The following is a 26,369-nucleotide window of genomic DNA, read 5'->3' as shown; positions in this document are numbered from 1 at the left end:
ACCGGTCCTCTTTAGCCAGCGATCAGATCGATTGTCATATCGGTATTTGTCCAACGCTTGCGACCTCGTCAGTATCCCAATAATCTTGCGAGGACGCCGAGAAGCAATATGCCTGCCACCACCTCGAACGCCCCTATAACCAAGCGGACCAAAATACTTCGGGGTTTAGGTGTCTCGGCCGCATCCTCGTCCAACGCCGGTACAGAACCTTGGCCTTTGATGCTTTTCGTGAAGCTAAGCCCCGTGCCGGGAATCCCGCCGCTGATACGACTGCCGGCTGTTCCCGACGTCAACCCAAAGCCTTTGATTCCGGTCCGGACACTCGAGCCTTTTCTGCCAACGTTTAGCCTGAGTCCTGGGGCGATCTTGAAGCTGCGACGAAAGCGGAAGCTCATCACATTGCTCCCCCTGGACGGCTTTCGGCGGAGCGCCCGCCGCATCGCGAACCATCGGCGGCTATGCTGCCATCCTTCGGACAGTTCCCCCCGGCTGGGGCGGCATTGGCCGGTCCCCGATATTGTTGGACGATACCAGCAATGCGCGCGCCGTCGCCCTCAATGTGCGTGTTCTGACTGTTCGGATTGAACGGATCGATGGTCTGGGCAAGGCTATTGGCGCGATTGCTGTCTCCGGCAGCTAGCGTCACGCTGTCGTAGTGATTGAGATAGTCCGCTGCGCATCCGCTCAGTGCCATAACGATGCCAAGGCAGATCGCTAGGTTCCGCTCCATTGACCCCTCCTAGAGCGGCGCCGGGCTTACGCCGGCGGCTCTCAGTTGCGCACCGAGCTTCGCCCGAGTTCCACACGCGGCCTTGTCGCCGGCGACGCATTTCCGACTTGCGTCCGACCAATCAAGCAACGCCGTGTTGATCCAGCTGCCAGGTGCACGCTGTATTCCATAAGGCGTCAGTGGCGCACCGGCAGTAACGGCGGCTGCAGCCGTGGCACCCTGGCCATGCGGGACGCGCTTCCACCCGCTTAGGATGAGGCAGTTCTTCATATATTGTTCTTCGGCAGCCAGGTTGCCCAAGGCGTTGCCGATCCCGGCGCCCGCAACAAAGCCCGGAGAACCGATAGCAATATAGCCTTGATCGACCGACCCCTTATGCATTTCGCACTGAGCATGGGCGACCTCGAAACTTGGCCCGTAGCCTATTTGCATGTAGTCGGCTTGATTGCTTGTTTGGCAGCCGAACAGCGCTGCCGTGGCACAAAGTGCCCAAAATGCTTTTATTTTCATCCCCCAGCCCTCCCAAGGCTGAGTTAGCATCTCTGAAAGTTGAAATTGGCGCAAGCGTGAAGAACAAATCTGGTAAAGGTTGCTAAATTCGGCCTGCTCCAGGTCATAGACTTGCCAGTACGCCAGATATACCCCGTTATTATCCATCCACATGATCGAAATGCGAGACAGCGAATTGACCGAGCGTCATGGCGAACGCCCCATTCTGAGACAGAAATTGCCGGCATCGATATTGCACTGGAAGCTTTTGCCGGCTGATCCCCGGTCCTGATCGCGTACTCTGATCAGGTTGTAGGCTCGCCTGGCTTGAGGTCGTGGGGGTCTTCGCCCGGCGAGTTCTAAGCTGAACTGCGCCAACTGCCTGCCGCGTCCTCGGAGCTTGTTCCAAGAGGGTAATTAGCTCAGGCTACATTATAAGATAAAACATTAGGAAAAATTGATATAAATGGTCCTTCCTTATTGTGGGAACTAGGAACCACGTCAGCCAAGATGATCCCAGCATTGGGGATCAAGAAGTCTCTCTCCGAGCTTAATGTAGGAGCAACCAGCAGAATGCCTGTTGGACGCTCGCAACCACAAGGAGAGTGACATGGCTAGTTTTTTCAAGAGAACCGCCAACACATTGGCGAATGGGGCAATGATTGCAGTTCTTAGCATGCCCGCGAGTGCCGGCGGAATCAGTGTCGGCGCCGGGGCATCGGTCGGCGGTGGTGGGGGCATCAATGCCGGCGCCGGTGCATCGATTGGTGGCAGTGGCGGTGTCAAGGCGGGCGCGGGGGCCTCAGTCGGTGGAGCGAGCGGCGTGAATACCGGTCTTGGCGCATCAATCGGCGGCGCCAGTGGCGTTAAGGCAGGTGCCGGTGCAACAATCGGCGGCACCAGTGGTGTTGCTGCCGGGGCCGGAGCCAACGTAGGCGGCACTGGCGGCGTTACGGCTGGGCTGGGCGCGACCGTTGGCGGCACGAGTGGTGTCGGTGTCGGTGTTGGCATCGGCGGCGTCCCGGGCACGCCTGGCACGCCTGGCACGCCGGGTGTCCCTGGCACACCAGGACTTCCGGGTGTTGTTGCCGATATGTCGAGCAGCCAGATCTCTCGTATGAAGAAGCGCTGCGCAGACGTGCTTAGCAGCTCTGGCACCTATGATCGCGACCTTCGGGAACTCTGCCTGTTGATCTCACGGCGCTGAGCGGTACGCATCGTAGCCGCTCACATTGAGGAGCCCGCTGCTTGTTCCTCTCGCAGCGGGCCTTTCTATTCACTCCTTGATATCAGGAGCACTCAGGCACGGCGCCCAAGGGCGCGCCCCACGTCCTAGCGGGGCTCTGTGAGGGCGTTGGCGTTATCATTGAAGATCGCTCCCATGCCTTCAGCATAGATCGCCGTTGGATCAGCGCCCATCACACAACGTTGCGCGAAAGGCGACGGCGGCGACCACGCAGCGCCTTGTCTCGCCAGTGTTTTAGCCTCATCAGCCCTATGTTTAGTTTATCCATGGCCCCTTCTCCCAATTAGCAGAAGGCAACTCCATCGAGAGTGCTGCGAGACACCGGGGGGATGAGTAACATGCCAGCGACTTCCACGCCCCCAATTTTTTATTTTAGCGGTGACTAATTTGTGTTAATGAGAACGCCTGCAAATATGGGGCACTCAAATGACCGCCAAACAGAATTTGCAATCCAGCGCATATCACGACTTCAGAATACCGAGTGTTCGTCGAATGCAGCGCTTCTTCCTGATGCTTTTCTTCTGCGCTTTGGTCACCGCGACTGCTCAATCCACCGCTGCGGCGGCCCTCAGCGGTGATGGCAAGGCATGCAGCGTTGATACTGATTGCAAGTCAAGCAAGTGCTCATTGGGACCAGGTGCAACGCCAGGAGCCGGAAAGACAAAATTGTGCGTTAGTAATGGTTCTCTGTGCGCATGGAAAGGCGCGGCAGGTTTCAAGGTTGGAACTGTTCAAAAAGCCGGCAAAACAGAATACTTGTGCGCGCGTGTACGCGGAGGACAGGCGCAATTCAATCCCGTCAATAGTCTCGACCCTCAGGAAGTCGAGTTGGGGACGCTCCCAGAAGATTTTTTCTTTCGCAGGCTCTCTGGCGGCGTAGGCAAACATCGCGAGTGTCGTCAACGAGCAAGTTGCCGTGCATGCATTCTGCGAGCTCCGTTGACAGGGCATTGCATTCAGCACGGGAATGATCCGTTCTGTGAGGCTCGGAAGGTCTTGCGAAAGGCTGACTGCGAGCGCCTGAAGCAGACAGAGATGCTTCAAGCCGAACCGTTGGAGTTTGCGATTCACGAAAGCAAGAAGTCAGCAGTAAGAGCCGGTGTTAAAGATATCCCCGCTAGCATCCGCGAAAGTCTGCAATTCTTTTATCCCAAGGCGGTGCTTGACAGCGTTCGTTTTCGCGTCGGCAGCCGGGGAGCTCTAGACGTTCAGCAATTCGCTTTCGATTCCGGTGCGGCAGCCGTAACGCTTGACAACGTGATAGTGTTTGACAGCCAAAATGACGCGATTGATGTCTGCCTCTGGGCTCACGAGCTAGAACACGTGATCCAATATCGCCGCTTAGATGTTGACGGTTTCGCACAACGCTACGTGCAGCCGGCCAAGCGCGGAAACTACAATCCTAAAAACGTCGGAAGCCTGGAGGGTTCTGCCGAGGCTCGCAAGGTATTTGTTTGCAATAGGCTTGGGCTAAAGGGATGATGAGACCAACGCCGCCGGCTTCACCGGTCCTGTCATGTTCGGCTGGATGAACGGCGCCCCTCTTGCCGATGGTCTTTATCGACTTCAGCAGGGGTCGATGGACCTCACGAAGCGCCCCTTGGTAGTGCTCACTGTGTACGCCAGGAGCGGCCCGGCGATGTTCTTGTGCAGCGCTTCGGCTGCCGCCGATGGCGAGACGCACGAAGAGGCGCTTGCTAACACCAGGGAAGCCATCGCCGAATGGATTGAGAAGCGCCGCGGCATGGAAATCCGGCGCCAAGTTCGGCCGCAGCACGCGAGCGCAGTGAAAAGGCGCATCTGGTCAGCGCCTTAAAAGCGTCGACCACATCGAAAGCCGCATTCAGGAATTGGAGCGCGCGTGGTCGGGAAATGGTAGATCGCTTCGATCATGAAGATGTGTGGGCAAGGTTCGCCGATATCACTTCTCCGCCCGTTACAGGTCGTCCTTCCAAACATGTTTGCTGACTTGATTCCCCCGGCCTCGCGCCGGGGTTGAGGTAACGTCGAAGGACCGCTGACGACCTATATGGTCACGGGCTCATGTAGTTGCCGTCAACGGCGATAGAGCACCTTTAACGAGCACATCGCCGCATAAGGTACGCGAAATCCTCGAACCGTTCTGTGAATTCTTTCAACGGCCCGAGCGCCTGATCTTTGGCGGCCACCATCGCGTCGAAAGCTTCAAGCTCTCTGCCGTGCAACTGTGGCCGGGCAGAGGCGTAGTCCACGCCTTCGAGCGCTTGAACAAATTTGCGGCTACCTCCAGCCGCCTCGTCCGATGGTCCAGCGAGGACTTCACATATCGAGGTATCGGTCTGTGCGGCGGCGGCAGATACGCCCGAAGCGGCAATCAGAATTGCTGCGAGTATAGACGTTTTCATCCTATGCGGCACAGTAAAACCCCTCCCGTTATTTCCCTGCTTCAGCATCGCGCAACTCGCAGGCGCGCGCAAGCCGGCTCCCGGAGGAAGGGAGCCCTTCGCCGCTTTCAGCAAAGCTGCGTCGGTGCTTTTCCAGCAACGCGTTGAATACGAAGGCGTCGGACTTATTAGGCAAGTTCGGTGCCGGCGCTGATATTCCAGCAGACTGGTCATGGTCCCTTTTCCGGACGTTTGTCCAGGCGACGTCTCTCGGCGAGTTCGGCTTTGTCGACAGCCGGTGGCATTGAGCGCAAGAGGGCCAAGAGCTGGGCGCGGCACTCGAAAAGTATAGCCCTTTCTATGCGGTCTGCAGGCCAACAAAGTCCTGGAACTCTTTCGTAGCATCACCGATGCAACTCTCGTAGATGTGCTGTGAGGTACCGGCGTCGGAGACACTGATGGGCGTCGACATGGCAATCGACAGATAACGCCGCCTTGATCATTTCCTCAGCCTCACGCCAGCGCCTCCGCCATTTTCGGCGATGAACTCGACTCCAGCAGCAATTAGCGTTTCCCGCAATCGCGCGAGCGTCGTCGCATAGGGCGTTCGCTTACCGGCTTCGAAGTCGGCGATTGTCGCTCGACCAACCTCAGCCTTCTCGGCAAGATCCTGTTGCGACCATCCTATCAAGCCGCGCGCCGCCCTAAGCTGTCCCACAGTAATCGTCATCCCGCTCCAACTTCATTCAAATTGTATTGACTTGGCCACGAAGTCATTTAATTTGCATGACGTTACATCAACGTCGCTCAAGGAGCAACCACCATGCCGAACACCCATGTTCCGGCAGCCGGCGAAGCCATGCCTGCTACCGACGTAGTGCCGATCGTCGGGAGATTTTCCCGCCGTACCATGCTTGGCACCTTTGCCTTGCTTCCATTGATAGGAGGCGCCGTAGCGCTGGCGCTGCCCGCGAGGGCACCTGACCCGCTCGCCGACACCATCGCCCAATACTATGCCAAGATGGCAGAGTTCATGGCAATTCCGAACGGCGAGATCACGAGCGAAAACGAGGATGCTCTCGTTGCGGCAACCTATGGGCCGCTGGATGACAAGCTGTGGCACGCAACACCGCCGGCAACGAGCAATCGGGGTGTTGCAGAAGCGATCCGATATGCCCTGAAAGAGCATTCGCTGATCGATCGGGTGGCAGAAGCCATCCTGATATCGGCGCTGGCGTTCCTCGATCAGGAGCGCGTGTCATGACCGCCCTGGTTAGGACGCTACGCCCCTACGGCATGCCCAAGGGGACGAACCCGCGTGTTTGGAGGCAGTCAGTCGAGAAACGCCTCAACGACCTTCTAGACCGGGCGATGTCGCTGGTGACGGCATTGGATCTGATGGAAGCCGACTTTTGCGACGATGAGGAAACCGGCGACGAGGAGCCGTCGCTTGGCTGGGCGCATAATGGCGGACAGTCATTCCTGTCCGGCACCGCTCCCAACCTGCCGGCCGGCGACACATGCGATCTGGAGCTAGACAACGCCGACGACGAGGAAGGCGCGGACGCCGAGCCTTGTCCAGACACCTACGGCGAAACGGTGATGTGGGGCGATGATCTGAAATCGCAGGAAGTGCTGGCCGGTTCTTAAAATTGTCCGGAACAAAAGCCGCCTCTGCGGGTTTATGTCGTGCAGCGGCTTTCTCAGGAATATGGCCGCTCTATTCAAGGTGCAGAACCCGCCGCCCTGGGCCCCCCTCACAGCGGCGGGTTTCTTGTGGCCAGAGAGTGCCTCCCGAAAAGCCCGCCGGCTCACGCTGGCGGGCGATCTCTCTACTGCTAGAATTTCATCGCGACGCCGACGCGGAAGTCGTGCGTCTGAACCGTGTGTTCGAGTGTGCACCCGCCACCGCAATATTCTAGCGATTTCTTGCCAAAGAAGGAGAAATCATACTCTCCGCGCAAAAACACGTTGTGGGTGAGTGCGACGTCTAAACCTGCTCCAACGATGCCGCCTACCAAGGTGGCATCGCGCTCCGCGTCACCACCTGGATAGAACGTCTTCAACTTCGCCGCGGTTACACCCGCAGTGACGAACGGCATGTACGCGCCCATGTCCATGCCGACTCGACCCTTTACAGAGCCGAACAACCCGGTGGATGCGTCGAGGACGCCTGGTCCTGGAATGTCGTTGAAGGTGTTCTTTTTGAAGCGATACCCAAGCTCGCCTTCGAGGCCGTAGACAATCGTGCCGGACTGGAAGTTATAGCCCGCAAAGCCGCCGATTGTTGCCGAGCCTGGGCTGTGGGTAGCACCGGCACCAATGTTCGGCTCATGTATCTTGTAGTGTTCCAGCGTCCCCGCGCCGAAGATACCAGCGTAAGGTCCTTGCCAGGTCCATTCAGGGGTGTCCACAGGAGCAGTAATGGTGTCGGCGGCGATCGCCGGCGCGGTCACCGAAAGCGCGATAAGTGAAGCGAAAAGAAAGGCTTTCATCGGAATCCCCAGCACAATGTCAGGAACTTAGTGCCATAAACCTGCAACCTTGTATGTAGCTAGTAAGCCACACCTGTCGGCTAAGTTGCCGCCGTTGAGTCCGTCGACGTGAATTGAGGGATCGCCGGCCAGTCGACTATGAAGGTTTGCTCGCTGGGAGCCTCAGCGCCACGGCATTTCGGCCACCGGGAGAGTGGCACTGCGCGCGTCTAGAGGCGCGCTTCACTGGTTGTGGCAAACTCGGCGTCCTCACAAAGCCCGCTGCCTCACGGTGGCGGGCTAAAGCTTTACAAGGCGCGCTTCCATGTGGTCACAGGTCGGGTTTGAGCATGCCCAATGGTCGGTTCGCTGCTGCTTGCCGATCCCACCGATCACCCGGCCAAGAGTCGAGAGCCGCATGGTATGTTCACCGCACTTCGGGCAGGTCTCGCCTGGTCGAGTTTTCAGACGATCTTCCATAGCGGCCATGCGAGCTTCCATCGCTGCCATTCGGTCTGGCATCTTGCCGAGTTCCCGCCACAGAGGGATATCGGCCAGAGCTTTTCGAACGTCCTCAATCACACCCATGATCGCCCCTCGTGATGTCGCATCAACCAAGGCGAGTGTGGCACTGTCAGAGACGAAAACAATGGCCAGTTTTCCGGACATAGTGCGGACACGCATTTCAGCGGACACAAAAGACCACCCTCACCTCCCGCAAAGCCTTGATTTTCTGAAGTTTCTGGTGAGCGCGTCGGGGTTCGAACCCGAGACCTACTGATTAAAAGTCAGTTGCTCTACCGGCTGAGCTACGCGCTCCCGCGGGCTCTAAAGGCCGCCCTCGAAATTGCGCGGAACATAGGGAGAGTGCCGCGACCGGTCAACCGGAAAAAGATGGCCGTTCCACCGGGGTTTCGGCCATCGCCCGACGCGCCGCAAATTGCGTCGTCACCAGCCCGGTGAGCCGCTCCCGCAACGTGGTCGCCGCTTCGATCTGTTGGCGCGCGAAACGCGCCTTTTCTCACGCGCCAAATTCGAGAAACATTACAAATCAGCAACTTACTGTTTTGGTGGGAACCATCGCACGAGCGGGCCGTTTTCGTCTCACAAGGGACGTCAACCACCCTTCAAGGAGAAGATCATGAACAAGATCGCAACGGGTCTACTGGCGACCACCCTGTCAATTTCGTTTGCCGCGGCCGCCGCTATGCCGGCCAATGCCGCCCAGATGTTCGTGCCCCAGTCATCAGCAACTTCGTCCGACATCGTGAATGTGGGCGATTCTCGTCATGACAACTGGCGGTGGATGCGCCATGGCAACCGCAATTCCGGCAATCGCGATTTCCGCGTAGGCCGCCAGTTCTCGCGCAACAATGATGGCGGCAGCTATTGGAATGGCCATCGCGGCTATCGCGAATATCACCGCGGCTATCGCCGTCACGGCGACTACTGGTTCCCGCTGGCTGCCTTCGCCACCGGCGCCTTGATCACCGGTGCGATCGTCAACAGCGAGAACAACCGCGGCGATGCCCATGTGCAGTGGTGCTACGACCGCTATCGGTCGTACCGCGCTTCGGACAACACATTCCAGCCCAATTACGGCCCGCGTCAACAGTGCAATTCGCCCTATTGAGCTGAGTTGGTACCAAGTGTTGAGTAGAAAAGCCTGCGCCGGCAACGGCGCGGGCTTTTCCGTAGGTTGCTTGGGTACGGGCGCGGCGGATTAGCTGGCCCAATTGACGCTCTTGAAGATCAGATACAGGGCTCCGCCTTCACCACGCGGAGAACGGTATGCGCCGAGGCCGTTGCAGATTCGAACCGCAGCTGCGGTCATTTTCCAGCCGAGCACTTCCAGGTCGTTGTTCAAATCTATCGCATAGGGTTGAGCCAGCTCATCAACGGAATGCTCCTGTCCGAAAGACCGAACCAGCTCTGCGTCGGCAAGCAGGTCGCCAGGCAGGTTTGAATTTGCCCAAGCCCAGAGCCAGTTGCTGGCCTTGGCACTCGTCGATCCGGCGATTTGGATTTCGGCGACGACCTTGGTGATGCCGTTGTCCGAGAACAGAAGCTTTCCTTCTGTCAGATCATAGTCATAGCGAGGCCAACTGCCGAGTCGGAACTCCTGCTGCAAGCGTGCATTCTTTGCATCCAATTGTTCGACAGCCTCGTCGCGCCAGGCCCCATACCAGTGTGGATTCATCCCCTTCCCCCGCCATGATTTACTACCGCGCGCTCAGCGTCCGGCGCACCGCATTGCGCCAGCCCGCGAGCTTTGCCGAGCGCACCGTGGCATCCATGTCCGGCTTGAAGCGGCGCTCGAGCGCCCAGCTCCTGGCAAAATCCTTCGCCTTCGGCCACACGCCTGCTTTCGAGCCGGCAAGCCACGCCGCACCCAGCGCCGTCGTCTCCAGAATGGTCGGGCGATCGACCGGCGCATCGAGGATATCGGCCAGCCGCTGCATGGTCCAGTCGGAGGCCACCATGCCGCCGTCGACGCGAAGCACGGTTTTGGCCGACGCCCCCTTCCAGTCCTTGCGCATGGCGTCGAGGAGATCGCGCGTCTGGTAGGCGACGGATTCCAGCGCCGCGCGGGCGAACTCCGCCGGGCCAGAGTTGCGGGTCAGCCCGAAGATCGCGCCACGCGCCTCGGCGTCCCAATGCGGCGCGCCGAGACCGACGAAAGCCGGCACCAGATAGACGTTCTGCGTGGGGTCGGCGGTTGCCGCCAAAACGCCGCTATGCTCGGCCTTGCCGATCACCTTGATGCCGTCGCGCAGCCATTGCACGGCGGCACCCGCGATGAAGATCGAGCCTTCCAAGGCATAGGTAGTCTTGCCGTTCAGCCGATAGGCGATGGTGGTCAACAGCCGGTTCTTCGAGCGCACCAGATCGGCGCCGGTGTTGAGCAGCGCAAAGCAGCCGGTGCCATAGGTCGATTTCATCATGCCTGGCTCGAAACAGGCCTGGCCGATGGTCGCTGCGTGCTGATCGCCGGCCACGCCAAGGATTTTGATTTCGGCGCCAAACAGGCTTTTTTCCGTCACGCCGTAGTCGTCGGCGCAATCCTTGACCTCAGGCAGCATCGCCACCGGGATGCGCAGGATGGAGAGCAGCTCGTCGTCCCAGACATTTTTCTCGATGTTGTAGACCAGCGTGCGCGAGGCGTTGGTGGCATCTGTCGCATGCACCTTGCCGCCGGTCAGCCGCCAGATCAAAAAACTGTCGATGGTGCCGGCGAGCAGTTCGCCCTTTTCGGCGCGCTTTCTCGCACCGTTCACCTTGTCCAGCATCCAGGCGATCTTGGTGCCGGAGAAATAGGGATCGAGCAGCAGGCCGGTCTTTTTGGTGAACTTTTTCTCCAGGCCGTGTTTCTTCAGCTTCTGGCACAGCGGCGCGGTGCGGCGGTCCTGCCAGACGATGGCATTGTGGATCGGCTCGCCGGTCGCCTTGTCCCAGATAACGACGGTTTCGCGCTGGTTGGTGATGCCGATCGCCGCCACATCCGAGGCCTCGCGGTCGGCGGCCTTCAGCGCGCCTTTGACCGTCGCGACGACGCTTGCCCAGATCTCTTCCGGATCATGCTCCACCCAGCCGGAGGCAGGATAATGCTGCGTGAATTCCAGCTGCTTGCTGGCGGCGACCTTCATCGCGCCGTCGAACAGGATCGCCCTGGTCGATGTCGTACCCTGGTCGATTGCAAGGATGTATCCGGTCATTAGTCCTCCCGGTAGCTCGCCTATACAAACAGGGGAGACGGCAAGATGCCGCCTCCCCGTTCACTATGATCCTGGCGCGTACGCCAAGATTACTTCTGCCAGCTCTTCACCAGTTCGTCGTAGTTGATGGTGATCGGCTTTTCCTTCTCGTTCTCGATCTTCAGCTGAGGCGCGAGATTGCCGTTCTTGACCGCGTCGGCGTTCCAGTAGGCGAGGTCATGCTCTTCGGCCATCTTCGGGCCGATATCGCCCTGGACGCCCGACTTCTCGATGCGGGTCATGACTTTTTCCTGCTCGGCGCAGAGCGAGTCCATGGCTTCCTGCGCCGTCTTGGCGCCGGACGAGGCATCGCCGATCGCCTGCCACCAGAGCTGTGCCAGCTTCGGATAATCGGGCACGTTGGTGCCCGTCGGCGACCACTGAACGCGGGCCGGTGAGCGGTAGAACTCGATCAGACCACCGAGCTTCGGCGCACGTTCGGTGAAGCTCTTGTCGTGGATCGTGCTTTCGCGGATGAAGGTCAAGCCGACATGGCTCTTCTTCACGTCGACTGTCTTCGAGGTCACGAACTGCGCGTAGAGCCAGGCGGCCTTGGCGCGGTCGGTCGGCGTCGACTTCATCAGCGTCCAGGAACCCACGTCCTGATAGCCGAGCTTCATGCCGTCCTTCCAGTAGACGCCATGCGGCGACGGGGCCATGCGCCACTTCGGCGTACCGTCGTCGTTCAGCACCGCCTTGGCGCCGGCGTCGACCATCGAAGCGGTGAAGGCGGTGTACCAGAATATCTGCTGCGCGACCGCACCCTGTGCCGGCACCGGGCCGGATTCGGAGAAGGTCATGCCTTGGGCTTCGGCCGGAGCGTAGGCCTTCAGCCAGTCGAGGTATTTCTGGATCGAGTAGACGGCAGCCGGGCCGTTGGTGTCGCCGCCGCGCGCCGTGCAGGAGCCGACCGGCTGTGATTTCTCGTTGACCTTGATGCCCCATTCGTCGACCGGCAGGCCGTTCGGCAGGCCCTTGTCGCCGTTGCCGGCCATCGACAGCCAGGCATCAGTGAACCGCCAGCCGAGCGACGGGTCCTTCTTGCCGTAGTCCATGTGGCCATAGACCTTCTTGCCGTCGATCTCGCGGCCGGTGAAGAACTCGGCGATGTCCTCATAGGCCGACCAGTTGACGGGAACGCCGAGGTCGTAGCCGTATTTCGCCTTGAAGTCGGCCTTGTTCTTCTCGTCGTTGAACCAGTCGTAACGGAACCAGTAGAGGTTGGCGAACTGCTGGTCGGGCAGCTGATAGAGCTTCTTGTCCGGCGCGGTGGTGAAGGAGGTGCCGATAAAATCCTTCAGGTCGAGGTTCGGATTGGTAACGTCCTTGCCCTCGCCCGCCATCCAGTCGGTCAGGTTGCGGACCTGCTGGTAGCGCCAGTGGGTGCCGATCAGGTCGGAATCGTTGACCCAGCCGTCATAAAGGTTCTGGCCGGTCTGCATCTGGGTCTGGATCTTCTCGACGACGTCGCCTTCCTGGATGACGTCATGCGTGATCTTGATGCCAGTGATGGCGGTAAAGGCCGGCGCCAGCACCTGCGATTCATACTGGTGGGTGGCGATGGTTTCGGACACGACCTTGATGTCCATGCCGGCGAAAGGCTTCGCGGCATCGATGAACCACTGCATTTCTGCTTCCTGGCCGGCGCGGTCGAGCGTCGACAGCGGGCCGATTTCCTTGTCCAGAAACGCCTTGGCCTCATCCATTCCGGCGTAGGCGTTGCCTACCCCGAGCAACAGGACAAGGGCAGTTGTTGATGTTAAAAATTGCCGTCGCATAGGTTTCCTCCACATTTAGGTTTCAAGTGCGATCTGGAACGGCCGCCGGCACGCGGTCGATCCAACAGTTTCCCCCTCTATACGTAGCGGAACACGCCGACGGCGTAGACCACGGAGAGAGCGAGAGCCCACCACAGGTTGGATCCGACAAGACCCAGCCAAGCGAGATGGATAAAGGCGCTGCCAAGCAGCGACAGAAAAAGACGGTCGCCGCGCGTCGTCTCGAAGCGCAGGATGCCGACGCGCGGATTGCCGCCCGGCGAGGCAAATTCCCAAAACGCCATGCCGCACAGCAGCAGAAGAATGGTGCCGAAGAACGCCGCCGTCGGCCACGTCCACGCCATCCAGGTGAGGTCGAGATTCATGGTGACACCCTCCCCAGGGCAAAGCCCTTGGCGGTGGTGGTGAGGATGAACCCGTGCGTTTGTTTCATCACACCCTCCCCAGGGCGAAGCCCTTGGCGATGTAGTTGCGGACAAACCAGATGACGAGCGCGCCGGGGATCAGCGTCAGCACACCGGCTGCGGCGAGCAGGCCCCAATCCATGCCGGCGGCCGAAACGGTGCGGGTCATGGTGGCGGCGATGGGCTTGGCATCGGTGGTCGTCAGCGTGCGAGCGATCAAAAGTTCGACCCATGAGAACATGAAGCAGAAGAAGCAGGCGACACCGATGCCGCTGGCGATCAGTGGCATGAATATCCTGACGAAGAAGCGCGGGAACGAGTAGCCGTCGATATAGGCTGTTTCGTCGATCTCCTTGGGCACGCCCGACATGAAGCCTTCGAGGATCCATACCGCCAGCGGCACGTTGAACAGGCAGTGCGCCAGAGCCACCGCGATATGGGTGTCGATCAGGCCGAAGGCCGAATAGAGCTGAAAGAACGGTAGCGCGAACACTGCCGGCGGTGCCATGCGGTTGGTCAACAGCCAGAAGAACAGATGCTTGTCGCCGAGGAAGCGGTAGCGCGAAAAGGCGTAGGCCGCCGGCAGCGCTGCGGCCACGGAAATCACCATGTTCATCACCACATAGGTGATCGAATTGATGTAGCCCGAATACCAGGAGGCGTCGGTAAAGATGGTGACGTAGTTGGCGATCGTAGGCTGATGCGGATAGAGCGTCAGCGAGGAGACGATCTCGGCATTGGTCTTGAAGCTCATGTTGATGAGCCAGTAGATCGGCAGCAGAAGCACAATGATGTAGATCGTCGGCACGATCCACCACCAGCGCGATTCCTCGCCGCGCTTGCGCATCAGCCGGGCGACCTGATCCTGCGAAAGCGTGCTCGCCAATTTTCCCGAAGCTGTGGTTTCGCTCACTCTGTCGACTCTTTCGTTGGCGCCGGCCATCTCAGCGCTCCGCGTCGTAGTTGGTCATGACTGTGTAGAACACCCACGACAACAACAGGATGATCAGGAAGTAGACCAGCGACATGGCGGCTGCCGGACCGAGGTCGAACTGGCCGAGCGCGGTCTTGACGAGGTCGATCGACAGGAAGGTCGTCGAGTTGCCGGGGCCGCCGCCGGTGACGACGAAGGGCTCGGTGTAGATCATGAAGCTATCCATGAAGCGCAACAGCACGGCGATCAAAAGCACACGCTGCATCTTCGGCAGCTGGATATAACGGAACACCGCCCAGCGCGAGGCGCCGTCGATCTTGGCCGCCTGGTAGAAGGCATCCGGGATCGAAACCAGGCCGGCATAGCAGAGCAGCACGACAAGGCTGGTCCAGTGCCAGACGTCCATGATGATGATGGTGACCCAGGCGTCGAACGGATCCTGAACGTAATTGTAGTCGATGCCGAGCGCGTTGACGTAGTAGCCGAGCAGGCCGATGTCGTTGCGGCCGAAGACCTGCCAGATGGTGCCGACGACGTTCCACGGAATGAGCAGCGGCAACGACATAAGCACCAGGCAGACCGGCACGCCCCAGCCCTTCTTCGGCATGTTGAGCGCGATGAATATGCCGAGCGGCACTTCGATGGCCAGGATGATGAAGGAGAAGATCAGGTTGCGCACCATGGCTTCCCAGAAGCGGCTGGACGACAGCAGTTCCTCGAACCACTGGGTGCCTGCCCAGAAGAAGACGTTGTTGCCGAAGGTGTCCTGCACCGAATAGTTGACGACCGTCATCAGCGGAATGACGGCCGAGAACGCCACCAGCACCAGCACCGGCAGCACCAGGAACCAGGCCTTGTTGTTCCAGGTCTTTTCCATCTATGCCCCCATCTCGACACGCCCCATCTCAACCAGCCAGGAATCGGCATAGATGTTGATGCCGGCCGGATCGAAGCGAACCTTTGGGTCGGCCGGCACGCTCTCGTCCTCGCCGATGACGGCAGCGATCTCGCGGCCTTCGAGGCTGGCGCGCACCACCTTGTGGCGGCCGAGATCCTCGACCTTGCTTATTTTAACCGCCATGCCCTCGCGGCCGAGCCTGACATATTCGGGGCGGATGCCGAGTTCGATCGCGCCGGCGTTCCCAGCGGCGGTCTTTGGCGCGCCGGGCAGCTCGATGCGCTGGCTGCCAATGGTCGCAGTCTTGCCGTCGATCGCCACCGGCATGACGTTCATGCCGGGCGAGCCGATGAAATAACCGACGAAAGTGTGGCGCGGGCGCTCGAACAATTCGGCCGGCGTGCCGATCTGGACGATACCGCCATCATACATGACGACGACCTGGTCGGCGAAGGTCAGCGCTTCAGTCTGGTCATGGGTGACATAGACCATGGTGTAGCCGAAGCGGCGGTGAAGTTGCTTCAATTGCGAGCGCAGCACCCACTTCATATGCGGATCGATGACCGTCAGCGGTTCGTCGAACAGGATGGCATTGACATCCGAGCGCACCAGGCCGCGGCCGAGCGAGATCTTCTGCTTCTGGTCGGCGGTCAGGCCCCTCGCCTTCTTCTTCGCCCACGACGCCAGGTCGATCATCTCCAGCGTCTCGCGCACCTTGCGGTCGACATCGGCCTCCGGCACGCCGCGGTTGCGCAGCGGGAAGGCAAGATTGTCGTAAACGGTCATGGTGTCGTAGATGACCGGGAACTGGAACACCTGCGCAATATTGCGCTCCTGCGTCGACAGATTGGTGACGTCCTTGCCGTTGAACAGCAACTCACCGTGCGAGGGGTGCAGAAGTCCCGAAATGATGTTGAGCAGCGTGGTCTTGCCGCAACCCGAGGGCCCAAGCAGCGCATAGGCGCCGCCATCCTCGAATGTGTGGTGCACTTCCCGCAGCGCAAAATCGGCATCCTTCTGCGGGTTGGGCAGGTAGGAGTGCCTGACATGGTTGACGTCGATGCGCGCCATCTCTTCCCCCTCAGGCCGCAAGCTTCGGCGCGGCGACGGCGCTGCCGTTGCTGTCGAAGACAATGATGTGGCGCGGATCGATAAACACCTCGATCTCGGCGTCGGGCTCGAAATCGCGGATGCCGTGGGTCAGCATGACCCAGCGCGCATCGGCAAAATCGAGATGGATGAAGCTTTCCGAGCCGGTAATCTCGGTGATCGTCACCTTGGCGCGCACCGGCACGGCGGCAGCGTTGGGCCGCTCGAGCGACAGATGATGCGGCTGGAAGCCGATCGTGTAGTTGGCGTCGGAAATGCCGGCGAGTTCGGCCGGTACCGGCAGCTTGACGCCGCCCTCGAGCAGGAAATCGGGACCTTTCTTGGCCAGCACGATGGTGTTGAGCGGCGGATCGGCAAAGGTTTTCGCCGTCACCAGGTCGATCGGCTTGCGGAAGACGTCGATGGTCGGCCCGAATTGGGTGATCCGCCCCTCGGACAGCGTCGCCGTATTGCCGCCGAGCAGCAAGGCTTCATGCGGCTCGGTCGTGGCGTAGACGAAAATAGTGCCGGCGGCGGCAAATATCTTGGGCAGTTCGGCGCGCAGCTCCTCGCGCAATTTGTAGTCGAGGTTGGCGAGCGGCTCGTCGAGCAGCACCAGACTGGCATTCTTGACGATGGCGCGGGCCAGCGCCGTACGCTGCTGCTGGCCGCCGGACAGGCTGAGCGGCGTGCGGTCGAGATAGGGTGTGAGCTTCAAAAGCCCTGCCGCGTTGCGGACTTCCTTGTCGATCTTGGCCTGGTCGGTGCCGGCGACGCGCAACGGCGAGGCGATGTTCTCGTAGACGGTCATCGCGGGGTAGTTGATGAACTGCTGATAGACCATGGCGATCTTGCGCTGCTGCACCGGCATGCCGGTGACATTCTGGCCGTCGAACCAGACTGAACCGGTGGTCGGCACGTCGAGTCCGGCCATCAGCCGCATCAGGCTGGTCTTGCCCGACAGTGTCGGCCCGAGCAAAACGTTGAGCGAGCCGTGCTGAAGCGTCAGCGACACGTCGCGGATATGCTCCACCGCGCCGACCATCTTCGTCACGTTTCTCAGTTCCAGCATGATGCCTCCTCCCAGGCTTTGTGCATCAATCGCCTTCCCTATTCCGCTGCCGCGACATGGCGCCGGCTTATGCCGCGCATGAATTCGTCAAGCGCCGAGGCCTGTTCGCGGCTGAGATGCAGACCGCGCTTGGTGCGACGCCACAATACATCTTCGGCGGTCAGCGCCCATTCGTTTTCGCTGAGGTAGCGTACCTCGGCCTCATAGAGATCGGCGCCGAAATTGCGACCGAGATCGGCGTTCGACTTGGCGAGGCCGAGCAACACTTGCGCGCGCGTGCCGTAAAGCCTGGTCAACCGACGCGCCAGGCGCTGGTCGAGGAAAGGATAGGCGCTCTTCAGCTTCGCCACCTGGGCGTCGAAACCGGTGGCCGGGAAATCGCCGCCTGGTAAGGGCGCGTTCGCCGTCCACGGCTTGCCGCGCTTGCCGAGAAAACCTTCGACCTTTTCCAGCATCGATTCCGACAACCGGCGGTAGGTGGTGATCTTGCCGCCGAAAGCGTTGACGATCGGCGCCTTGCCCCCGCCGCCATCGGCTTTCAGCACATAGTCGCGGGTCGCTTCCTGCGCCTTCGAAGCACCGTCGTCATAGAGCGGGCGCACGGCCGAATAGGTCCAGACGATGTCGGGACGCGTCACGGCTTCAGCAAAATATTCGCTCGCCGCCGCGCAGAGATAGTCGATCTCGGTGTCGCTGATCTTCACGTCATGCGGATCGCCGGGATAGTCGCGATCGGTGGTGCCGATCAGCGTAAATTCTTCCTCGTAAGGGATGGCGAAAATGATGCGCCCGTCCTTGTTTTGGAAGAAGTAGGCGCGCGGATCATCGAACTTCTTTTTGATGACGATATGACTGCCCTGCACCAGGCGCACATTGTGCACGTCGTTCTGGCCCACGGTGGTCGACAGGACGTGATCGACCCATGGACCGGCGGCATTGACCAGCAGCCGGGCCTTGACCTCGTCGGCATCTCCCGTCCGCACGTCTTCCACGCGGATCGCCCATAGATCGCCTTCGCGCCGCGCCCCGACGACTTTCGTGCGGGTGCGGATGGTGGCGCCGCGGTCGGCGGCGTCACGCGCGTTCAACACCACCAGCCGGGCATCGTTGACCCAGCCGTCCGAGTACTCGAAGGCCTTGTGAAACAGCGGCTTCAGCGGCTTGCCCGCCGGATCCTTGGACATGTCCAGTGTTCGGGTCGCCGGCAGCAATTTGCGGCCACCAATATGATCGTAGAGGAACAGGCCGAGCCGGATCAGCCAGGCCGGGCGCAGGCCCTTGGCATAGGGCAGCACGAAGCGCATCGGCCAGATGATGTGCGGCGCGTTCTTCCAAAGAACCTCGCGCTCCATCAGCGCCTCGCGCACCAGCCGGAACTCGTAGAATTCGAGGTAGCGCAGACCGCCGTGGATCAGCTTGGTCGAGCCGGAGGAGGTTCCGCTGGCAAGATCGTTCATCTCGGCCAGAAATACCGAAAAGCCCCGCCCAACGGCGTCGCGGGCGATGCCGCAGCCATTGATGCCGCCACCGATGACGAAGATGTCACGGACTGCGTCCACAAAGCCCTCCCGCGATTTCGCATTGCAGCATTTTTAGGTTTTTACGAAACCGTAGCGGGATTATTTCGAAATAAGAACGAATGTCAAACGAAATGTAACGGGACCGTGATCGATAGCTTAGCCGAGCGACGTTTCGATCAATTGAACCTCCGCTTCCTCGCAGATCTTGCGCACCGACGGGATGTCACAACGGTCGGTGATGAAGGTGTTGACTTGCGAGAGATGGCCGATGCGAACCGGCGCGGTGCGTTCGAACTTGGTCTGGTCGGACACCAGGATGACATGCCTGGCATTGGCGATGATGGCTTGCGCCACTTTCACTTCGCGAAAGTCGAAATCGAGCAACGCGCCGTCATGGTCGATGGCCGAGGCGCCGATCACCGCATAGTCGACCTTGAACTGCCTGATGAAATCGACCGCGGCCTCGCCGACAACGCCGCCGTCGGAGCCACGCACGACGCCGCCGGCGATTACCACCTCGATCGAAGGATAGATGCGCATCCTGTTGGCAACATTGATATTATTGGTGATGACCATCAGCCCGGTATGGTCGAGCAGCGCCTTGCTGACCGACTCGGTCGTGGTGCCGATGTTGATGAACAGGGAGGCGTTGTCGGGTATCAGCCTGGCCGCCGCGCAGCCGATGGCCTCCTTCTCGTCGGCGGCAATCTTGCGGCGCGCCTCATACTCCATGTTCTCGATGCCGGACGGGAACAGGGCCCCGCCATGGATGCGCGTCAGCAGCCGCTGGTCGCAGAGATCGTTGAGGTCCTTGCGGATGGTCTGTGGCGTCACGTTGAAATGCGTGGCGAGGTCATCGACCAGCACACGGCCATGGTCCTTCGCCATCTGGATGATTTCGGCATGGCGCGGCGACAAATACACTGAGAACCTCCCGTTTTCGTTTTTCTTGTTTGTAGCTGAAAACGAAAGCAATGAAAAGGGAGACGCCGGCTAATGAAATATCGGTGATTGCAAAGGCGAACCGGGCAGATACGGCTCAGACCCGCTCCGCCACCTTGCGGGTGACAGCCGCGACTTTACCTGGCGAGCGGATCATCAGGAAATTGCCGGACCAGTATCCCGGGATTCGCCAAGTGCCTTTGATCTCGGTTGCATCACCGTTGATGATGCCGCTGTAGTGAATCGGGTGCGCCTTCAATTGGGCCTTGTCGTATGTCTTGGTAAAGGAGACGGCGTTGCCCTCTCGCTGCCCCTGCAGGCTTGCGTATCTTGCCGTGCTGGTCGCCGCCGGTTCGTGGGTCATCCCCGTCAAGCTGGTTGCCGTCTCGATCAGCGTTGCAACGAAGGAAACCGGCGGCAGTTCGCGCGGATAGAAATAGCGCCCGCTCCAGACGCCCGTCAGATTCTGGCTAACCCCTTCAGCCCTTCCGGCCATATGCTTGCTCGCAAGTCCTTGCTGGCTTGCCCCGGCGGCGGCAACCACCCGGGCAATCCCTGTCAGTCCTTCGGGGATCTTGCACACTCGCAGATGACAGTGAAGGCGGTATCGACATCGGCCGCGGTTGTCTCGAACTGGCCTGCCTGGAAGCGGATGGCGACCCGCCCATCGACACGCGTCTGCGTCAGGTAGATACGGCCGTCATTGTTGATGGCGTCGACCAGACGCAGATTGTGCTCGTCGCAGTCAGCGCCGGATGCGGCGCGATGCCGGAACGAGAACAGCGACAGCATCGGCTGGCTGGCGAGCTCGAAATCCTCCTCCTCGGCCAGGCGCGCTGCTATGCCTTCGCTCCAGGCGACGTGATTGCGGATCATGGTGCGCAGCGCCTCGAGGCCATGGGCGCGCAGCAGGAACCACAGCTTCAGCGCCCGGAAGCGACGGCCGAGAGGCACCGACCATTCGGAGTAGTTGATGATGCCGTCATGGCCGCGAGTTTTCAGATAGTCCGGCTTGATCGCCAGCGTGCGCACGAGATCCTCCGGCTGGCGGACGAACTGGATCGAGCAGTCGAATTGCGCGCCCAGCCATTTGTGCGGGTTGAAGACGATCGAGTCCGCGCCCTCGACACCGGTCCAGAAATGCCGGTATTCCGGACAGATCATCGCCGATCCGGCCCAGGCGGCGTCGATATGCAGATAGAGCCCCTGGCGTTTGGCCACCGCGGCCACTTCAGCGATGTCGTCGGTGCCGCCGGTGCTGGTGCCGCCGACGCACGCGATGATGCCGGCCGGCAATAGGCCGGCCGCGCGGTCGGCAACAATCGCCGCTTCCAAAGCCGCGGTATCCATGGCGCGGTAGGTGCCGGCGACGGGAATGCGGACGAGGTTTTCCTCGCCAATGCCGGCGACCCAGATGGCGCGGTCGATCGAGGTGTGCACCTGGTCGGAGGAATAGACGCGCAGCCTGCCCTGCGCGGAAAGACCCTTCTTGTTGCCCTGCCAGTCGAGCGTGCGCTCGCGCATGGTCAGTACGGCGGCCAGCGTCGCCGATGATGCGGAGTCCTGGATGACGCCGGAAAAGCCTTCGGGCAGGCCGAGCGCCTGGCGCATCCAGTCGACGATGCGCGTCTCAAGCTCTGTCGCCGCCGGCGAAGTCTGCCACAGCATGCACTGCGCGGCCATCGCAGAGACCAGATATTCGGCAACCACGGAGACGGGTGCTGCATTGGCCGGGAAATAAGCAAAGAAACGCGGATGCTGCCAATGCGTCATTCCGGGCACGATCTTGGCTTCGAAATCGGCGAAGATCGTCTCCATCGATTCCGCCGCCTCCGGCGGAGAAGTTTCGATGCTCCTGAAGATCTCGCCCGGCGCTATGGCAGGTCGCACCGGCCGATCGCGAAGGCCGGCGCGGTAATCAGCGCCCCAGTCGGCGGCGCGCCTCGACCAGTCGCGGAATTGCTCGTTGTCCATGGATCCTCCCGACGCGCCGATCTGCCCAGCGGTTTGAATTTTGATTAACATGTTAAATAGAGACAGGCAACCGCGACGAAGGTCCCTGCGCTACCCCGGAAAATCAGGCAGGCTGGCAAAGGCTGTCTTCAACGCGTTCGACCAGCCTTCGGAAATAGCACGATAATATCGATCATCCTGGCCGATGCGCTTTTTCAAACCCACCTTGAACGTGTCCTCCTCCAGGAACAGCAGGTCGAGAGGCAGGCCGACGGACAGGTTCGATTTCAGCGTCGAATCGAACGACACCAGCAAGAGCTTGACCGTTTCAGCCAGGCTCATCGTCCTTTCATAGGCACGGATGATGATCGGCTTGCCGTATTTGGTCTCGCCGATCTGGAAGAACGGCGTGTCGTCGGTGGATTCGATGAAATTGCCCTCGGGATAGATCATGAACAGCCGTGGCGGGCTGCCCTTGATCTGGCCGCCGAGGATGAAGGAGGCGTTGAAATAGGAATCCGCCTTTTCGCCGGCAGGCGACGAGCTGGCGATGACTTCCTTGACGGTGTCGCCGACCAGCCGCACCGTCTGGTACATGGATGGGGTTTCGAGCAGCGTCGCGTGGCGTTCGGCCACCGCCTTGGTGCGCTCGTCGAGCAGGCTGACCACGGCCTGCGTCGTCGCCAGATTGCCGGCCGACATCAGCACGATGACGCGCTCGCCTGGCTCTTCCCAGACATGCATCTTCTTGAAAGTGGAGATCGAATCCATCCCGGCATTGGTGCGCGTGTCCGACATGAACACGAGCCCACGATCGATCTTGAGGCCGACGCAATAAGTCATGGAATCTCTTCAGGCAGCAATCTTGGCGGAGACTACTGCTCTACCGTGACGGTGACTGCAAGCTGTTCCTCCGCCTGTCCCAGTCGAATTCCCGATACCGGCGAGGCGTCGCGATAATCACGGCCAGTGGCTACCCTGACATAGCGTTCATCGGGGGAAATGCCGTTGGCGGCGTCGAAGGCGACCCAGCCGAGACCCTGAACATGGGCTTCGGCCCAGGCATGGCTCGCCGCCTGCTCGATGGCCGCATCCATCATCAGATAGCCACTGACATAGCGAGCCGGAAAACCCATGACGCGGGCTGCGGTGACAAAGATGTGGCTGTGATCCTGGCAAACGCCGGTCTTCAGCGCCAATGCCTCTTCCGCCGGGGTCGTCACGCTGGTGGTGCCCGGCGTGTAAGCGACGCGCTCGACGATCAGCGCCATCAGCCGATGCAGCCTTTCGATGTCGGTACCTTTGCCGACGGCCGCGGCAAGCTCGCTTATGCCCTCGCCGGGGATGGTCAAAGCTGTCTCCTGGCTGAACAGCCACAGCGGCGCAAAGCCGTGATGCGGACCCGAGACGCCTGCTGTGTCGCGCGTGACAACCTCGCCGGAGGCCTCGACGGTGATGAAGTCACGCTCGCCATCGACGCTCAACAACCTGTTATCGTTGCCGAAATGGTCGTTGAAGCGGACTTCCTCGCGCGCGCCCTCGATCTTCAGCGCCCAGGACAGCACGGTCTGCGTCGGGCCACTGACCGGTAACAGGCGTAGCCGCTGCAACAGATAGTGCACCGGCGCGTCGTAGCGGTATTCGGTCCGATGGGTGATTTTCAATCGCATGTCAATTGAACCGGTAATCTTGTGCAATCTCTTCGCCAAGCTTGGTATTGTCCTGAATGAACCTGGCAAGGAATTCGTGCAGGCCGGCGTCGAATATGTCCTTGATCGACCCTGCCTGCAGCATCGCCTGTGTCCTGTCGACGGTGGCGTGGCAGGCATGACGGTCGCCATAGTCGTCGCCGAGGAACTTCAGATGCTCGGCGAGAAAACGATAGCAGAAGGTCAGCGAACGCGGCATGCGCACATTGAGGATCAGATAGTCGGCAATGTTGGTGGGTTTGTAGTCGGCCTCATAGACCCAGCGATAGGAACGGTGCGCCGACACCGAGCGCAGGATCGATTCCCATTGGTAGTTGTCGAGGCTCGAGCCGACCCAGGAGATCGACGGCAGCAGCACGTAGTATTTCACGTCGAGGATGCGTGCCGTGTTGTCGGCCCGCTCGACATAGGTGCCGAGCTGCGAGAAGTCGAAGATCTCGTTGCGCAGCATGGTGCCGTAAAACGAGCCCCGGATCAGCGCCGTCTCGCGCTTGATGGCGTCGAGCACACTCGGCAGGTCGCGCTCGTCGATCGGCTTTGCCAGCATGCGCTTCAGCGCCATCCAGGCTTCGTTGATGCTCTCCCAGGTCTCGCGCGTCAGCGCGGTGCGCACCATGCGGGCATTGTTGCGAGCGGTCTCGATCGCCGACATCGTGCTCGACGGGTTCGAGGTATCGCGCAGCAGGAAGTCGGCGACGTTGGCGGCGGTGTAGTCCTTGTATTTCTGCGTGAAGGTGACGTCGGAGCCGGCGCTGAGAAGCACCGAATTCCACTCTTCCGACGCGCTCTGGGTGCGGGTCAGCGCCATGCGAAGGCCGGCATCGACCAGACGCGCCATGTTTTCCGCCCGCTCGATATAGCGGTTCATCCAGTAGAGCCCGTTGGCGGTGCGGCCGAGAAGCATGGCAAGACCCTTCGGGCTAGTGAGTAGGGAATAGTGAGTAGGGATTAGTAAGCATTTGAATCTCTGTGGAATATGACATTTCTTGTCCCTCTACTGCCTACTGCCTACTGCCTACTGCCTACCTAATCGTCCAACACCCACGTATCCTTCGTCCCGCCGCCTTGCGAGGAATTCACGACCAACGACCCCTCCTTCAGCGCCACCCGCGTCAAGCCGCCGGGCACGATCTGGATTCGGTCGGAGACCAGAACATAGGGTCGCAAGTCGACATGGCGCGGCGACAGGCCTTTTTCTGTCAGGATCGGGCAGGTCGACAGCGCCAGCGTCGGCTGGGCGATGTAGTTGGAAGGCTTCGCCTGCAGCTTCTTGGCGAAATCCTGGCATTCCTTCTTGGTCGCAGCCGGCCCCACCAGCATGCCGTAGCCGCCGGAGCCGTGCACTTCCTTGATGACCAACTCATGGATGTGTTCGAGCACGTATTTCAGGCTGTCGGGCTCCGAGCAGCGCCAGGTCGGGATGTTGCCGAGGATGGCCTTGCGGCCGGTGTAGAACTCGACGATGTCGGGCATGTAGGAATAAATCGCCTTGTCGTCGGCGATGCCGGTTCCCGGCGCGTTGGCGATGGTGATGTTGCCGGCGCGGTAGACGTCCATGATGCCGGGCACGCCAAGGGCCGAGTCCGGCCGGAAGGTCAGCGGATCGAGGAAGGCATCGTCGACGCGCCGGTAAAGCACGTCGATCTGCTTGTAGCCTTCGGTCGTGCGCATGGCGACGTGGCCGTTTACAACGCGCAGATCCTGGCCTTCGACCAGTTGCACGCCCATTTGGTCGGCGAGGAAGGCATGTTCGAAATAGGCGGAGTTGAAGCTGCCCGGCGTCAGCACGGCAATGGTCGGTGCGCCCTTGGTGCTTTGCGGCCGCACTGCCGCCAGCGACTGGCGCAGCAATTGCGGATAATTCTCCACCGGCCGCACCTTGATCTGCTGGAACAGCTCGGGAAAGAGCTGCATCATCGTCTCGCGGTTCTCCAGCATGTAGGAGACCCCCGACGGCGTGCGCGCATTGTCCTCCAGCACGTAGAACTCGTTCTCCGAGATGCGGACGATATCGACGCCGATAATGTGGGTGTAGACGCCGGCCGGTGGCCGCACTCCGATCATTTCCGGCAGGAACGCCTCGTTCCTGGCGATCAGCTCCCTCGGCACGCGGCCGGCGCGCAGGATTTCCTGGCGGTGGTAAATGTCGTCGAGGAAAGCGTTCAGCGCCTGCACGCGCTGCTCGATGCCTTGCGTCAGCCTTCGCCATTCATTGCCGGAGATGATGCGCGGCACGATGTCGAAGGGGATCAGCCGCTCGGAGGCTTCCTGCTCGCCATAGACGGCGAAGGTAATGCCGGTCTTGCGGAAGACGCGCTCGGCGTCCTGCATCTTTTCGGTAAGCCTGGCCGGGTCCTGCTCCTTCAGCCAGCGGTCGTAAGCCGTATACGGTTGTCTAAGCCCGGAAACTTCCGGAAGCATTTCATCGAACGCTGCCAATCGCATACTCCCCTGTGACGCCATTTCACTGGCGTCGCGGGAGAAAATCAAGCGCAATCGGTGATTTGGAGGATATCGGCGATCAGTATGTTCCGACTGCCCAAAATTCGGGCAGTCGGAACAGGACCTTAATCAGGCTCTGCCTTGTCGCCGGGCAAGTGCCTGATGCGGCTCTAGCAGTTCACCGGGCAAGTGCCTGATGCGGCCATGGCAGTTCACCGTTTCATGGAAACGGCGACCTGCCATGGCTTTTTGCTTCGACGCAATTCCGGACGGAAAACCGCTTCACACTTTTCCTGGAATTGCTTTAGAAAGCGCGGAAAGTGACGACCGTGAAGGTGTCCTTGATTCCGGGAATAATCTGCACCTTCTCGTTGACGAAGTGGCCGACATCTTCCTCGTCGTCGACATAGAATTTGGCAAGCAGGTCGTAATTGCCGGCGGTCGAGTAGATTTCCGAGGCGATTTCGGCATCGGCGAGCGCGCTGGCGACCTCGTAGGACTTGCCCAGATCGCACTTTATCTGCATGAAAAACGTCTTCATTGCCGGTCCCGATCAAGCTTCAGCACTCAA

The 26,369-nt window shown here is 60.3% G+C and carries 30 protein-coding genes and 1 tRNA gene; 6 read left to right on the top strand and 25 right to left on the bottom strand.

Annotated features, from left to right (window positions below; translation table 11 throughout):
* Positions 1-68 precede the first annotated feature (68 nt).
* The 3 genes from NKJ78_RS03550 to NKJ78_RS03540 are packed head-to-tail and all read right to left on the bottom strand — an operon-like array spanning position 69 to position 1,393.
* The gene (locus NKJ78_RS03550; RefSeq protein WP_352562349.1) at positions 69-395 is read right to left on the bottom strand and encodes a DUF4236 domain-containing protein; all 327 of its coding nucleotides are present in this window, start codon (positions 393-395) and stop codon (positions 69-71) included.
* Positions 395-730, bottom strand: a complete 336-nt coding sequence (locus NKJ78_RS03545) for a hypothetical protein (protein WP_352562348.1) — start codon at positions 728-730, stop codon at positions 395-397. The genes NKJ78_RS03550 and NKJ78_RS03545 overlap by 1 nt, the downstream gene beginning before the upstream one ends.
* Positions 731-739: 9 nt before the next feature.
* Positions 740-1,393: a hypothetical protein gene (locus NKJ78_RS03540; protein ID WP_352562347.1), complete on the bottom strand. Its 654-nt coding sequence runs from the start codon at positions 1,391-1,393 to the stop codon at positions 740-742.
* A gap of 436 nt (positions 1,394-1,829) precedes the next feature.
* On the opposite strand from NKJ78_RS03540, the gene NKJ78_RS03535 reads away from it, so the two are divergent.
* The 3 genes from NKJ78_RS03535 (at position 1,830) to NKJ78_RS03525 (ending at position 4,281) form a co-directional block, all read left to right on the top strand.
* Positions 1,830-2,426: a hypothetical protein gene (locus NKJ78_RS03535; protein ID WP_352562346.1), complete on the top strand. Its 597-nt coding sequence runs from the start codon at positions 1,830-1,832 to the stop codon at positions 2,424-2,426.
* A gap of 465 nt (positions 2,427-2,891) precedes the next feature.
* Positions 2,892-3,947: an eCIS core domain-containing protein gene (locus NKJ78_RS03530; RefSeq protein ID WP_352562345.1), complete on the top strand. Its 1,056-nt coding sequence runs from the start codon at positions 2,892-2,894 to the stop codon at positions 3,945-3,947.
* 34 nt (positions 3,948-3,981) lie between these two features.
* Positions 3,982-4,281 carry a type II toxin-antitoxin system HicB family antitoxin gene (locus tag NKJ78_RS03525; protein WP_352562344.1) on the top strand — a complete coding sequence of 100 codons (300 nt, stop codon included), beginning with the start codon at positions 3,982-3,984 and terminating at the stop codon, positions 4,279-4,281.
* A 259-nt stretch (positions 4,282-4,540) separates the two neighbouring features.
* Here NKJ78_RS03525 and NKJ78_RS03520 read toward each other — a convergent pair whose 3' ends face one another.
* A complete protein-coding gene (locus NKJ78_RS03520; protein WP_352562343.1) occupies positions 4,541-5,062 on the bottom strand; it encodes a hypothetical protein in 522 nt (173 codons plus the stop codon).
* Between the two features lie 265 nt (positions 5,063-5,327).
* Positions 5,328-5,558, bottom strand: a complete 231-nt coding sequence (locus NKJ78_RS03515) for a helix-turn-helix transcriptional regulator (RefSeq protein WP_352562342.1) — start codon at positions 5,556-5,558, stop codon at positions 5,328-5,330.
* A 93-nt stretch (positions 5,559-5,651) separates the two neighbouring features.
* Between NKJ78_RS03515 and NKJ78_RS03510 the strand changes: the two genes are divergently transcribed.
* Together NKJ78_RS03510 and NKJ78_RS03505 are read left to right on the top strand one after the other, a co-directional pair.
* Complete coding sequence (locus NKJ78_RS03510; RefSeq protein WP_352562341.1) at positions 5,652-6,092, top strand: hypothetical protein; 441 nt, start codon at positions 5,652-5,654, stop codon at positions 6,090-6,092.
* Positions 6,089-6,478 carry a hypothetical protein gene (locus tag NKJ78_RS03505; protein ID WP_155929693.1) on the top strand — a complete coding sequence of 130 codons (390 nt, stop codon included), beginning with the start codon at positions 6,089-6,091 and terminating at the stop codon, positions 6,476-6,478. The genes NKJ78_RS03510 and NKJ78_RS03505 overlap by 4 nt, the downstream gene beginning before the upstream one ends.
* Positions 6,479-6,666: 188 nt before the next feature.
* Here NKJ78_RS03505 and NKJ78_RS03500 read toward each other — a convergent pair whose 3' ends face one another.
* The 3 genes from NKJ78_RS03500 to NKJ78_RS03490 all read right to left on the bottom strand — a co-directional run bounded on the left by NKJ78_RS03500 (position 6,667) and on the right by NKJ78_RS03490 (position 8,121).
* Positions 6,667-7,323: an outer membrane protein gene (locus tag NKJ78_RS03500; protein ID WP_023700773.1), complete on the bottom strand. Its 657-nt coding sequence runs from the start codon at positions 7,321-7,323 to the stop codon at positions 6,667-6,669.
* A gap of 279 nt (positions 7,324-7,602) precedes the next feature.
* Positions 7,603-7,971 carry a hypothetical protein gene (locus NKJ78_RS03495; RefSeq protein WP_352562340.1) on the bottom strand — a complete coding sequence of 123 codons (369 nt, stop codon included), beginning with the start codon at positions 7,969-7,971 and terminating at the stop codon, positions 7,603-7,605.
* 74 nt (positions 7,972-8,045) lie between these two features.
* A tRNA-Lys gene (locus NKJ78_RS03490) sits at positions 8,046-8,121 on the bottom strand.
* Positions 8,122-8,443: 322 nt separating this feature from the next.
* On the opposite strand from NKJ78_RS03490, the gene NKJ78_RS03485 reads away from it, so the two are divergent.
* Positions 8,444-8,935 (top strand): BA14K family protein, encoded by a 492-nt coding sequence (locus NKJ78_RS03485; RefSeq protein WP_023684657.1) that lies wholly within the window; start codon positions 8,444-8,446, stop codon positions 8,933-8,935.
* 90 nt (positions 8,936-9,025) lie between these two features.
* Here the strand turns inward: NKJ78_RS03485 and NKJ78_RS03480 are convergent, their stop codons facing one another.
* From NKJ78_RS03480 to NKJ78_RS03400, 17 genes are all read right to left on the bottom strand, one after another.
* Positions 9,026-9,502 carry a DUF6882 domain-containing protein gene (locus NKJ78_RS03480; RefSeq protein ID WP_352459377.1) on the bottom strand — a complete coding sequence of 159 codons (477 nt, stop codon included), beginning with the start codon at positions 9,500-9,502 and terminating at the stop codon, positions 9,026-9,028.
* 22 nt (positions 9,503-9,524) lie between these two features.
* Positions 9,525-11,018 (bottom strand): glycerol kinase GlpK, encoded by a 1,494-nt coding sequence (gene glpK / locus NKJ78_RS03475; RefSeq protein WP_352459378.1) that lies wholly within the window; start codon positions 11,016-11,018, stop codon positions 9,525-9,527.
* 89 nt (positions 11,019-11,107) lie between these two features.
* Positions 11,108-12,835 carry an ABC transporter substrate-binding protein gene (locus tag NKJ78_RS03470; RefSeq protein ID WP_023670978.1) on the bottom strand — a complete coding sequence of 576 codons (1,728 nt, stop codon included), beginning with the start codon at positions 12,833-12,835 and terminating at the stop codon, positions 11,108-11,110.
* Positions 12,836-12,912: 77 nt separating this feature from the next.
* On the bottom strand, positions 12,913-13,200 hold the full coding sequence (locus tag NKJ78_RS03465) for a DUF2160 domain-containing protein (protein ID WP_023670977.1): 288 nt from the start codon (positions 13,198-13,200) through the stop codon (positions 12,913-12,915).
* Positions 13,201-13,267: 67 nt separating this feature from the next.
* Positions 13,268-14,182, bottom strand: coding sequence for a carbohydrate ABC transporter permease (locus NKJ78_RS03460; protein WP_352459379.1), 915 nt, complete (start codon positions 14,180-14,182; stop codon positions 13,268-13,270).
* A gap of 1 nt (position 14,183) precedes the next feature.
* Entirely contained in the window at positions 14,184-15,050 is an 867-nt protein-coding gene (locus tag NKJ78_RS03455; RefSeq protein WP_023670975.1) for a carbohydrate ABC transporter permease, read from the bottom strand.
* Entirely contained in the window at positions 15,051-16,142 is a 1,092-nt protein-coding gene (locus NKJ78_RS03450; protein ID WP_023826986.1) for an ABC transporter ATP-binding protein, read from the bottom strand.
* Between the two features lie 10 nt (positions 16,143-16,152).
* Positions 16,153-17,232 (bottom strand): ABC transporter ATP-binding protein, encoded by a 1,080-nt coding sequence (locus NKJ78_RS03445; protein ID WP_352459380.1) that lies wholly within the window; start codon positions 17,230-17,232, stop codon positions 16,153-16,155.
* A 38-nt stretch (positions 17,233-17,270) separates the two neighbouring features.
* Positions 17,271-18,791, bottom strand: a complete 1,521-nt coding sequence (gene glpD, locus NKJ78_RS03440) for a glycerol-3-phosphate dehydrogenase (RefSeq protein ID WP_352459381.1) — start codon at positions 18,789-18,791, stop codon at positions 17,271-17,273.
* A gap of 117 nt (positions 18,792-18,908) precedes the next feature.
* Positions 18,909-19,676: a DeoR/GlpR family DNA-binding transcription regulator gene (locus NKJ78_RS03435; RefSeq protein WP_352459382.1), complete on the bottom strand. Its 768-nt coding sequence runs from the start codon at positions 19,674-19,676 to the stop codon at positions 18,909-18,911.
* A gap of 115 nt (positions 19,677-19,791) precedes the next feature.
* Positions 19,792-20,238, bottom strand: coding sequence for a hypothetical protein (locus NKJ78_RS03430; RefSeq protein WP_023754895.1), 447 nt, complete (start codon positions 20,236-20,238; stop codon positions 19,792-19,794).
* Positions 20,239-20,252: 14 nt separating this feature from the next.
* Positions 20,253-21,668: a pyridoxal phosphate-dependent decarboxylase family protein gene (locus NKJ78_RS03425; RefSeq protein ID WP_023739976.1), complete on the bottom strand. Its 1,416-nt coding sequence runs from the start codon at positions 21,666-21,668 to the stop codon at positions 20,253-20,255.
* Positions 21,669-21,758: 90 nt separating this feature from the next.
* The gene (locus tag NKJ78_RS03420; RefSeq protein WP_023739977.1) at positions 21,759-22,490 is read right to left on the bottom strand and encodes a proteasome-type protease; all 732 of its coding nucleotides are present in this window, start codon (positions 22,488-22,490) and stop codon (positions 21,759-21,761) included.
* A 32-nt stretch (positions 22,491-22,522) separates the two neighbouring features.
* The gene (locus NKJ78_RS03415; RefSeq protein WP_023739978.1) at positions 22,523-23,317 is read right to left on the bottom strand and encodes a transglutaminase family protein; all 795 of its coding nucleotides are present in this window, start codon (positions 23,315-23,317) and stop codon (positions 22,523-22,525) included.
* A 1-nt stretch (position 23,318) separates the two neighbouring features.
* Positions 23,319-24,260, bottom strand: a complete 942-nt coding sequence (locus tag NKJ78_RS03410; protein WP_023693403.1) for an alpha-E domain-containing protein — start codon at positions 24,258-24,260, stop codon at positions 23,319-23,321.
* 122 nt (positions 24,261-24,382) lie between these two features.
* Complete coding sequence (locus tag NKJ78_RS03405) at positions 24,383-25,795, bottom strand: circularly permuted type 2 ATP-grasp protein (RefSeq protein ID WP_352459383.1); 1,413 nt, start codon at positions 25,793-25,795, stop codon at positions 24,383-24,385.
* A gap of 307 nt (positions 25,796-26,102) precedes the next feature.
* Positions 26,103-26,339 (bottom strand): Lrp/AsnC family transcriptional regulator, encoded by a 237-nt coding sequence (locus NKJ78_RS03400; RefSeq protein WP_023670963.1) that lies wholly within the window; start codon positions 26,337-26,339, stop codon positions 26,103-26,105.
* Between the last annotated feature and the right edge of the window lie 30 nt (positions 26,340-26,369).

Origin of the sequence: Mesorhizobium sp. M0037, assembly GCF_040323635.1 — a bacterium.
Classification (GTDB): domain Bacteria; phylum Pseudomonadota; class Alphaproteobacteria; order Rhizobiales; family Rhizobiaceae; genus Mesorhizobium.
This window is presented reverse-complemented; position numbering and strand designations above follow the sequence as displayed.

Excerpts from the sequence above, each read along its gene's own strand:
- NKJ78_RS03480 (WP_352459377.1), bottom strand. The coding sequence starts at position 9,502 with ATGAATCCACACTGGTATGGGGCCTGGCGCGACGAGGCTGTCGAACAA.
- NKJ78_RS03455 (WP_023670975.1), bottom strand. The coding sequence starts at position 15,050 with ATGGAAAAGACCTGGAACAACAAGGCCTGGTTCCTGGTGCTGCCGGTG.
- NKJ78_RS03470 (WP_023670978.1), bottom strand. The coding sequence starts at position 12,835 with ATGCGACGGCAATTTTTAACATCAACAACTGCCCTTGTCCTGTTGCTC.
- NKJ78_RS03500 (WP_023700773.1), bottom strand. The coding sequence starts at position 7,323 with ATGAAAGCCTTTCTTTTCGCTTCACTTATCGCGCTTTCGGTGACCGCG.
- NKJ78_RS03510 (WP_352562341.1), top strand. The coding sequence starts at position 5,652 with ATGCCGAACACCCATGTTCCGGCAGCCGGCGAAGCCATGCCTGCTACC.
- NKJ78_RS03450 (WP_023826986.1), bottom strand. The coding sequence starts at position 16,142 with ATGGCGCGCATCGACGTCAACCATGTCAGGCACTCCTACCTGCCCAAC.
- NKJ78_RS03465 (WP_023670977.1), bottom strand. The coding sequence starts at position 13,200 with ATGAATCTCGACCTCACCTGGATGGCGTGGACGTGGCCGACGGCGGCG.
- NKJ78_RS03535 (WP_352562346.1), top strand. The coding sequence starts at position 1,830 with ATGGCTAGTTTTTTCAAGAGAACCGCCAACACATTGGCGAATGGGGCA.
- NKJ78_RS03445 (WP_352459380.1), bottom strand. The coding sequence starts at position 17,232 with ATGCTGGAACTGAGAAACGTGACGAAGATGGTCGGCGCGGTGGAGCAT.
- NKJ78_RS03400 (WP_023670963.1), bottom strand. The coding sequence starts at position 26,339 with ATGAAGACGTTTTTCATGCAGATAAAGTGCGATCTGGGCAAGTCCTAC.
- NKJ78_RS03540 (WP_352562347.1), bottom strand. The coding sequence starts at position 1,393 with ATGTGGATGGATAATAACGGGGTATATCTGGCGTACTGGCAAGTCTAT.
- NKJ78_RS03520 (WP_352562343.1), bottom strand. The coding sequence starts at position 5,062 with ATGACCAGTCTGCTGGAATATCAGCGCCGGCACCGAACTTGCCTAATA.
- NKJ78_RS03415 (WP_023739978.1), bottom strand. The coding sequence starts at position 23,317 with ATGCGATTGAAAATCACCCATCGGACCGAATACCGCTACGACGCGCCG.
- NKJ78_RS03410 (WP_023693403.1), bottom strand. The coding sequence starts at position 24,260 with ATGCTTCTCGGCCGCACCGCCAACGGGCTCTACTGGATGAACCGCTAT.
- NKJ78_RS03545 (WP_352562348.1), bottom strand. The coding sequence starts at position 730 with ATGGAGCGGAACCTAGCGATCTGCCTTGGCATCGTTATGGCACTGAGC.
- NKJ78_RS03460 (WP_352459379.1), bottom strand. The coding sequence starts at position 14,182 with ATGGCCGGCGCCAACGAAAGAGTCGACAGAGTGAGCGAAACCACAGCT.
- NKJ78_RS03420 (WP_023739977.1), bottom strand. The coding sequence starts at position 22,490 with ATGACTTATTGCGTCGGCCTCAAGATCGATCGTGGGCTCGTGTTCATG.
- NKJ78_RS03530 (WP_352562345.1), top strand. The coding sequence starts at position 2,892 with ATGACCGCCAAACAGAATTTGCAATCCAGCGCATATCACGACTTCAGA.
- NKJ78_RS03425 (WP_023739976.1), bottom strand. The coding sequence starts at position 21,668 with ATGGACAACGAGCAATTCCGCGACTGGTCGAGGCGCGCCGCCGACTGG.
- NKJ78_RS03515 (WP_352562342.1), bottom strand. The coding sequence starts at position 5,558 with ATGACGATTACTGTGGGACAGCTTAGGGCGGCGCGCGGCTTGATAGGA.
- NKJ78_RS03505 (WP_155929693.1), top strand. The coding sequence starts at position 6,089 with ATGACCGCCCTGGTTAGGACGCTACGCCCCTACGGCATGCCCAAGGGG.
- NKJ78_RS03485 (WP_023684657.1), top strand. The coding sequence starts at position 8,444 with ATGAACAAGATCGCAACGGGTCTACTGGCGACCACCCTGTCAATTTCG.
- NKJ78_RS03550 (WP_352562349.1), bottom strand. The coding sequence starts at position 395 with ATGAGCTTCCGCTTTCGTCGCAGCTTCAAGATCGCCCCAGGACTCAGG.
- NKJ78_RS03525 (WP_352562344.1), top strand. The coding sequence starts at position 3,982 with ATGTTCGGCTGGATGAACGGCGCCCCTCTTGCCGATGGTCTTTATCGA.
- glpK (WP_352459378.1), bottom strand. The coding sequence starts at position 11,018 with ATGACCGGATACATCCTTGCAATCGACCAGGGTACGACATCGACCAGG.
- NKJ78_RS03495 (WP_352562340.1), bottom strand. The coding sequence starts at position 7,971 with ATGTCCGGAAAACTGGCCATTGTTTTCGTCTCTGACAGTGCCACACTC.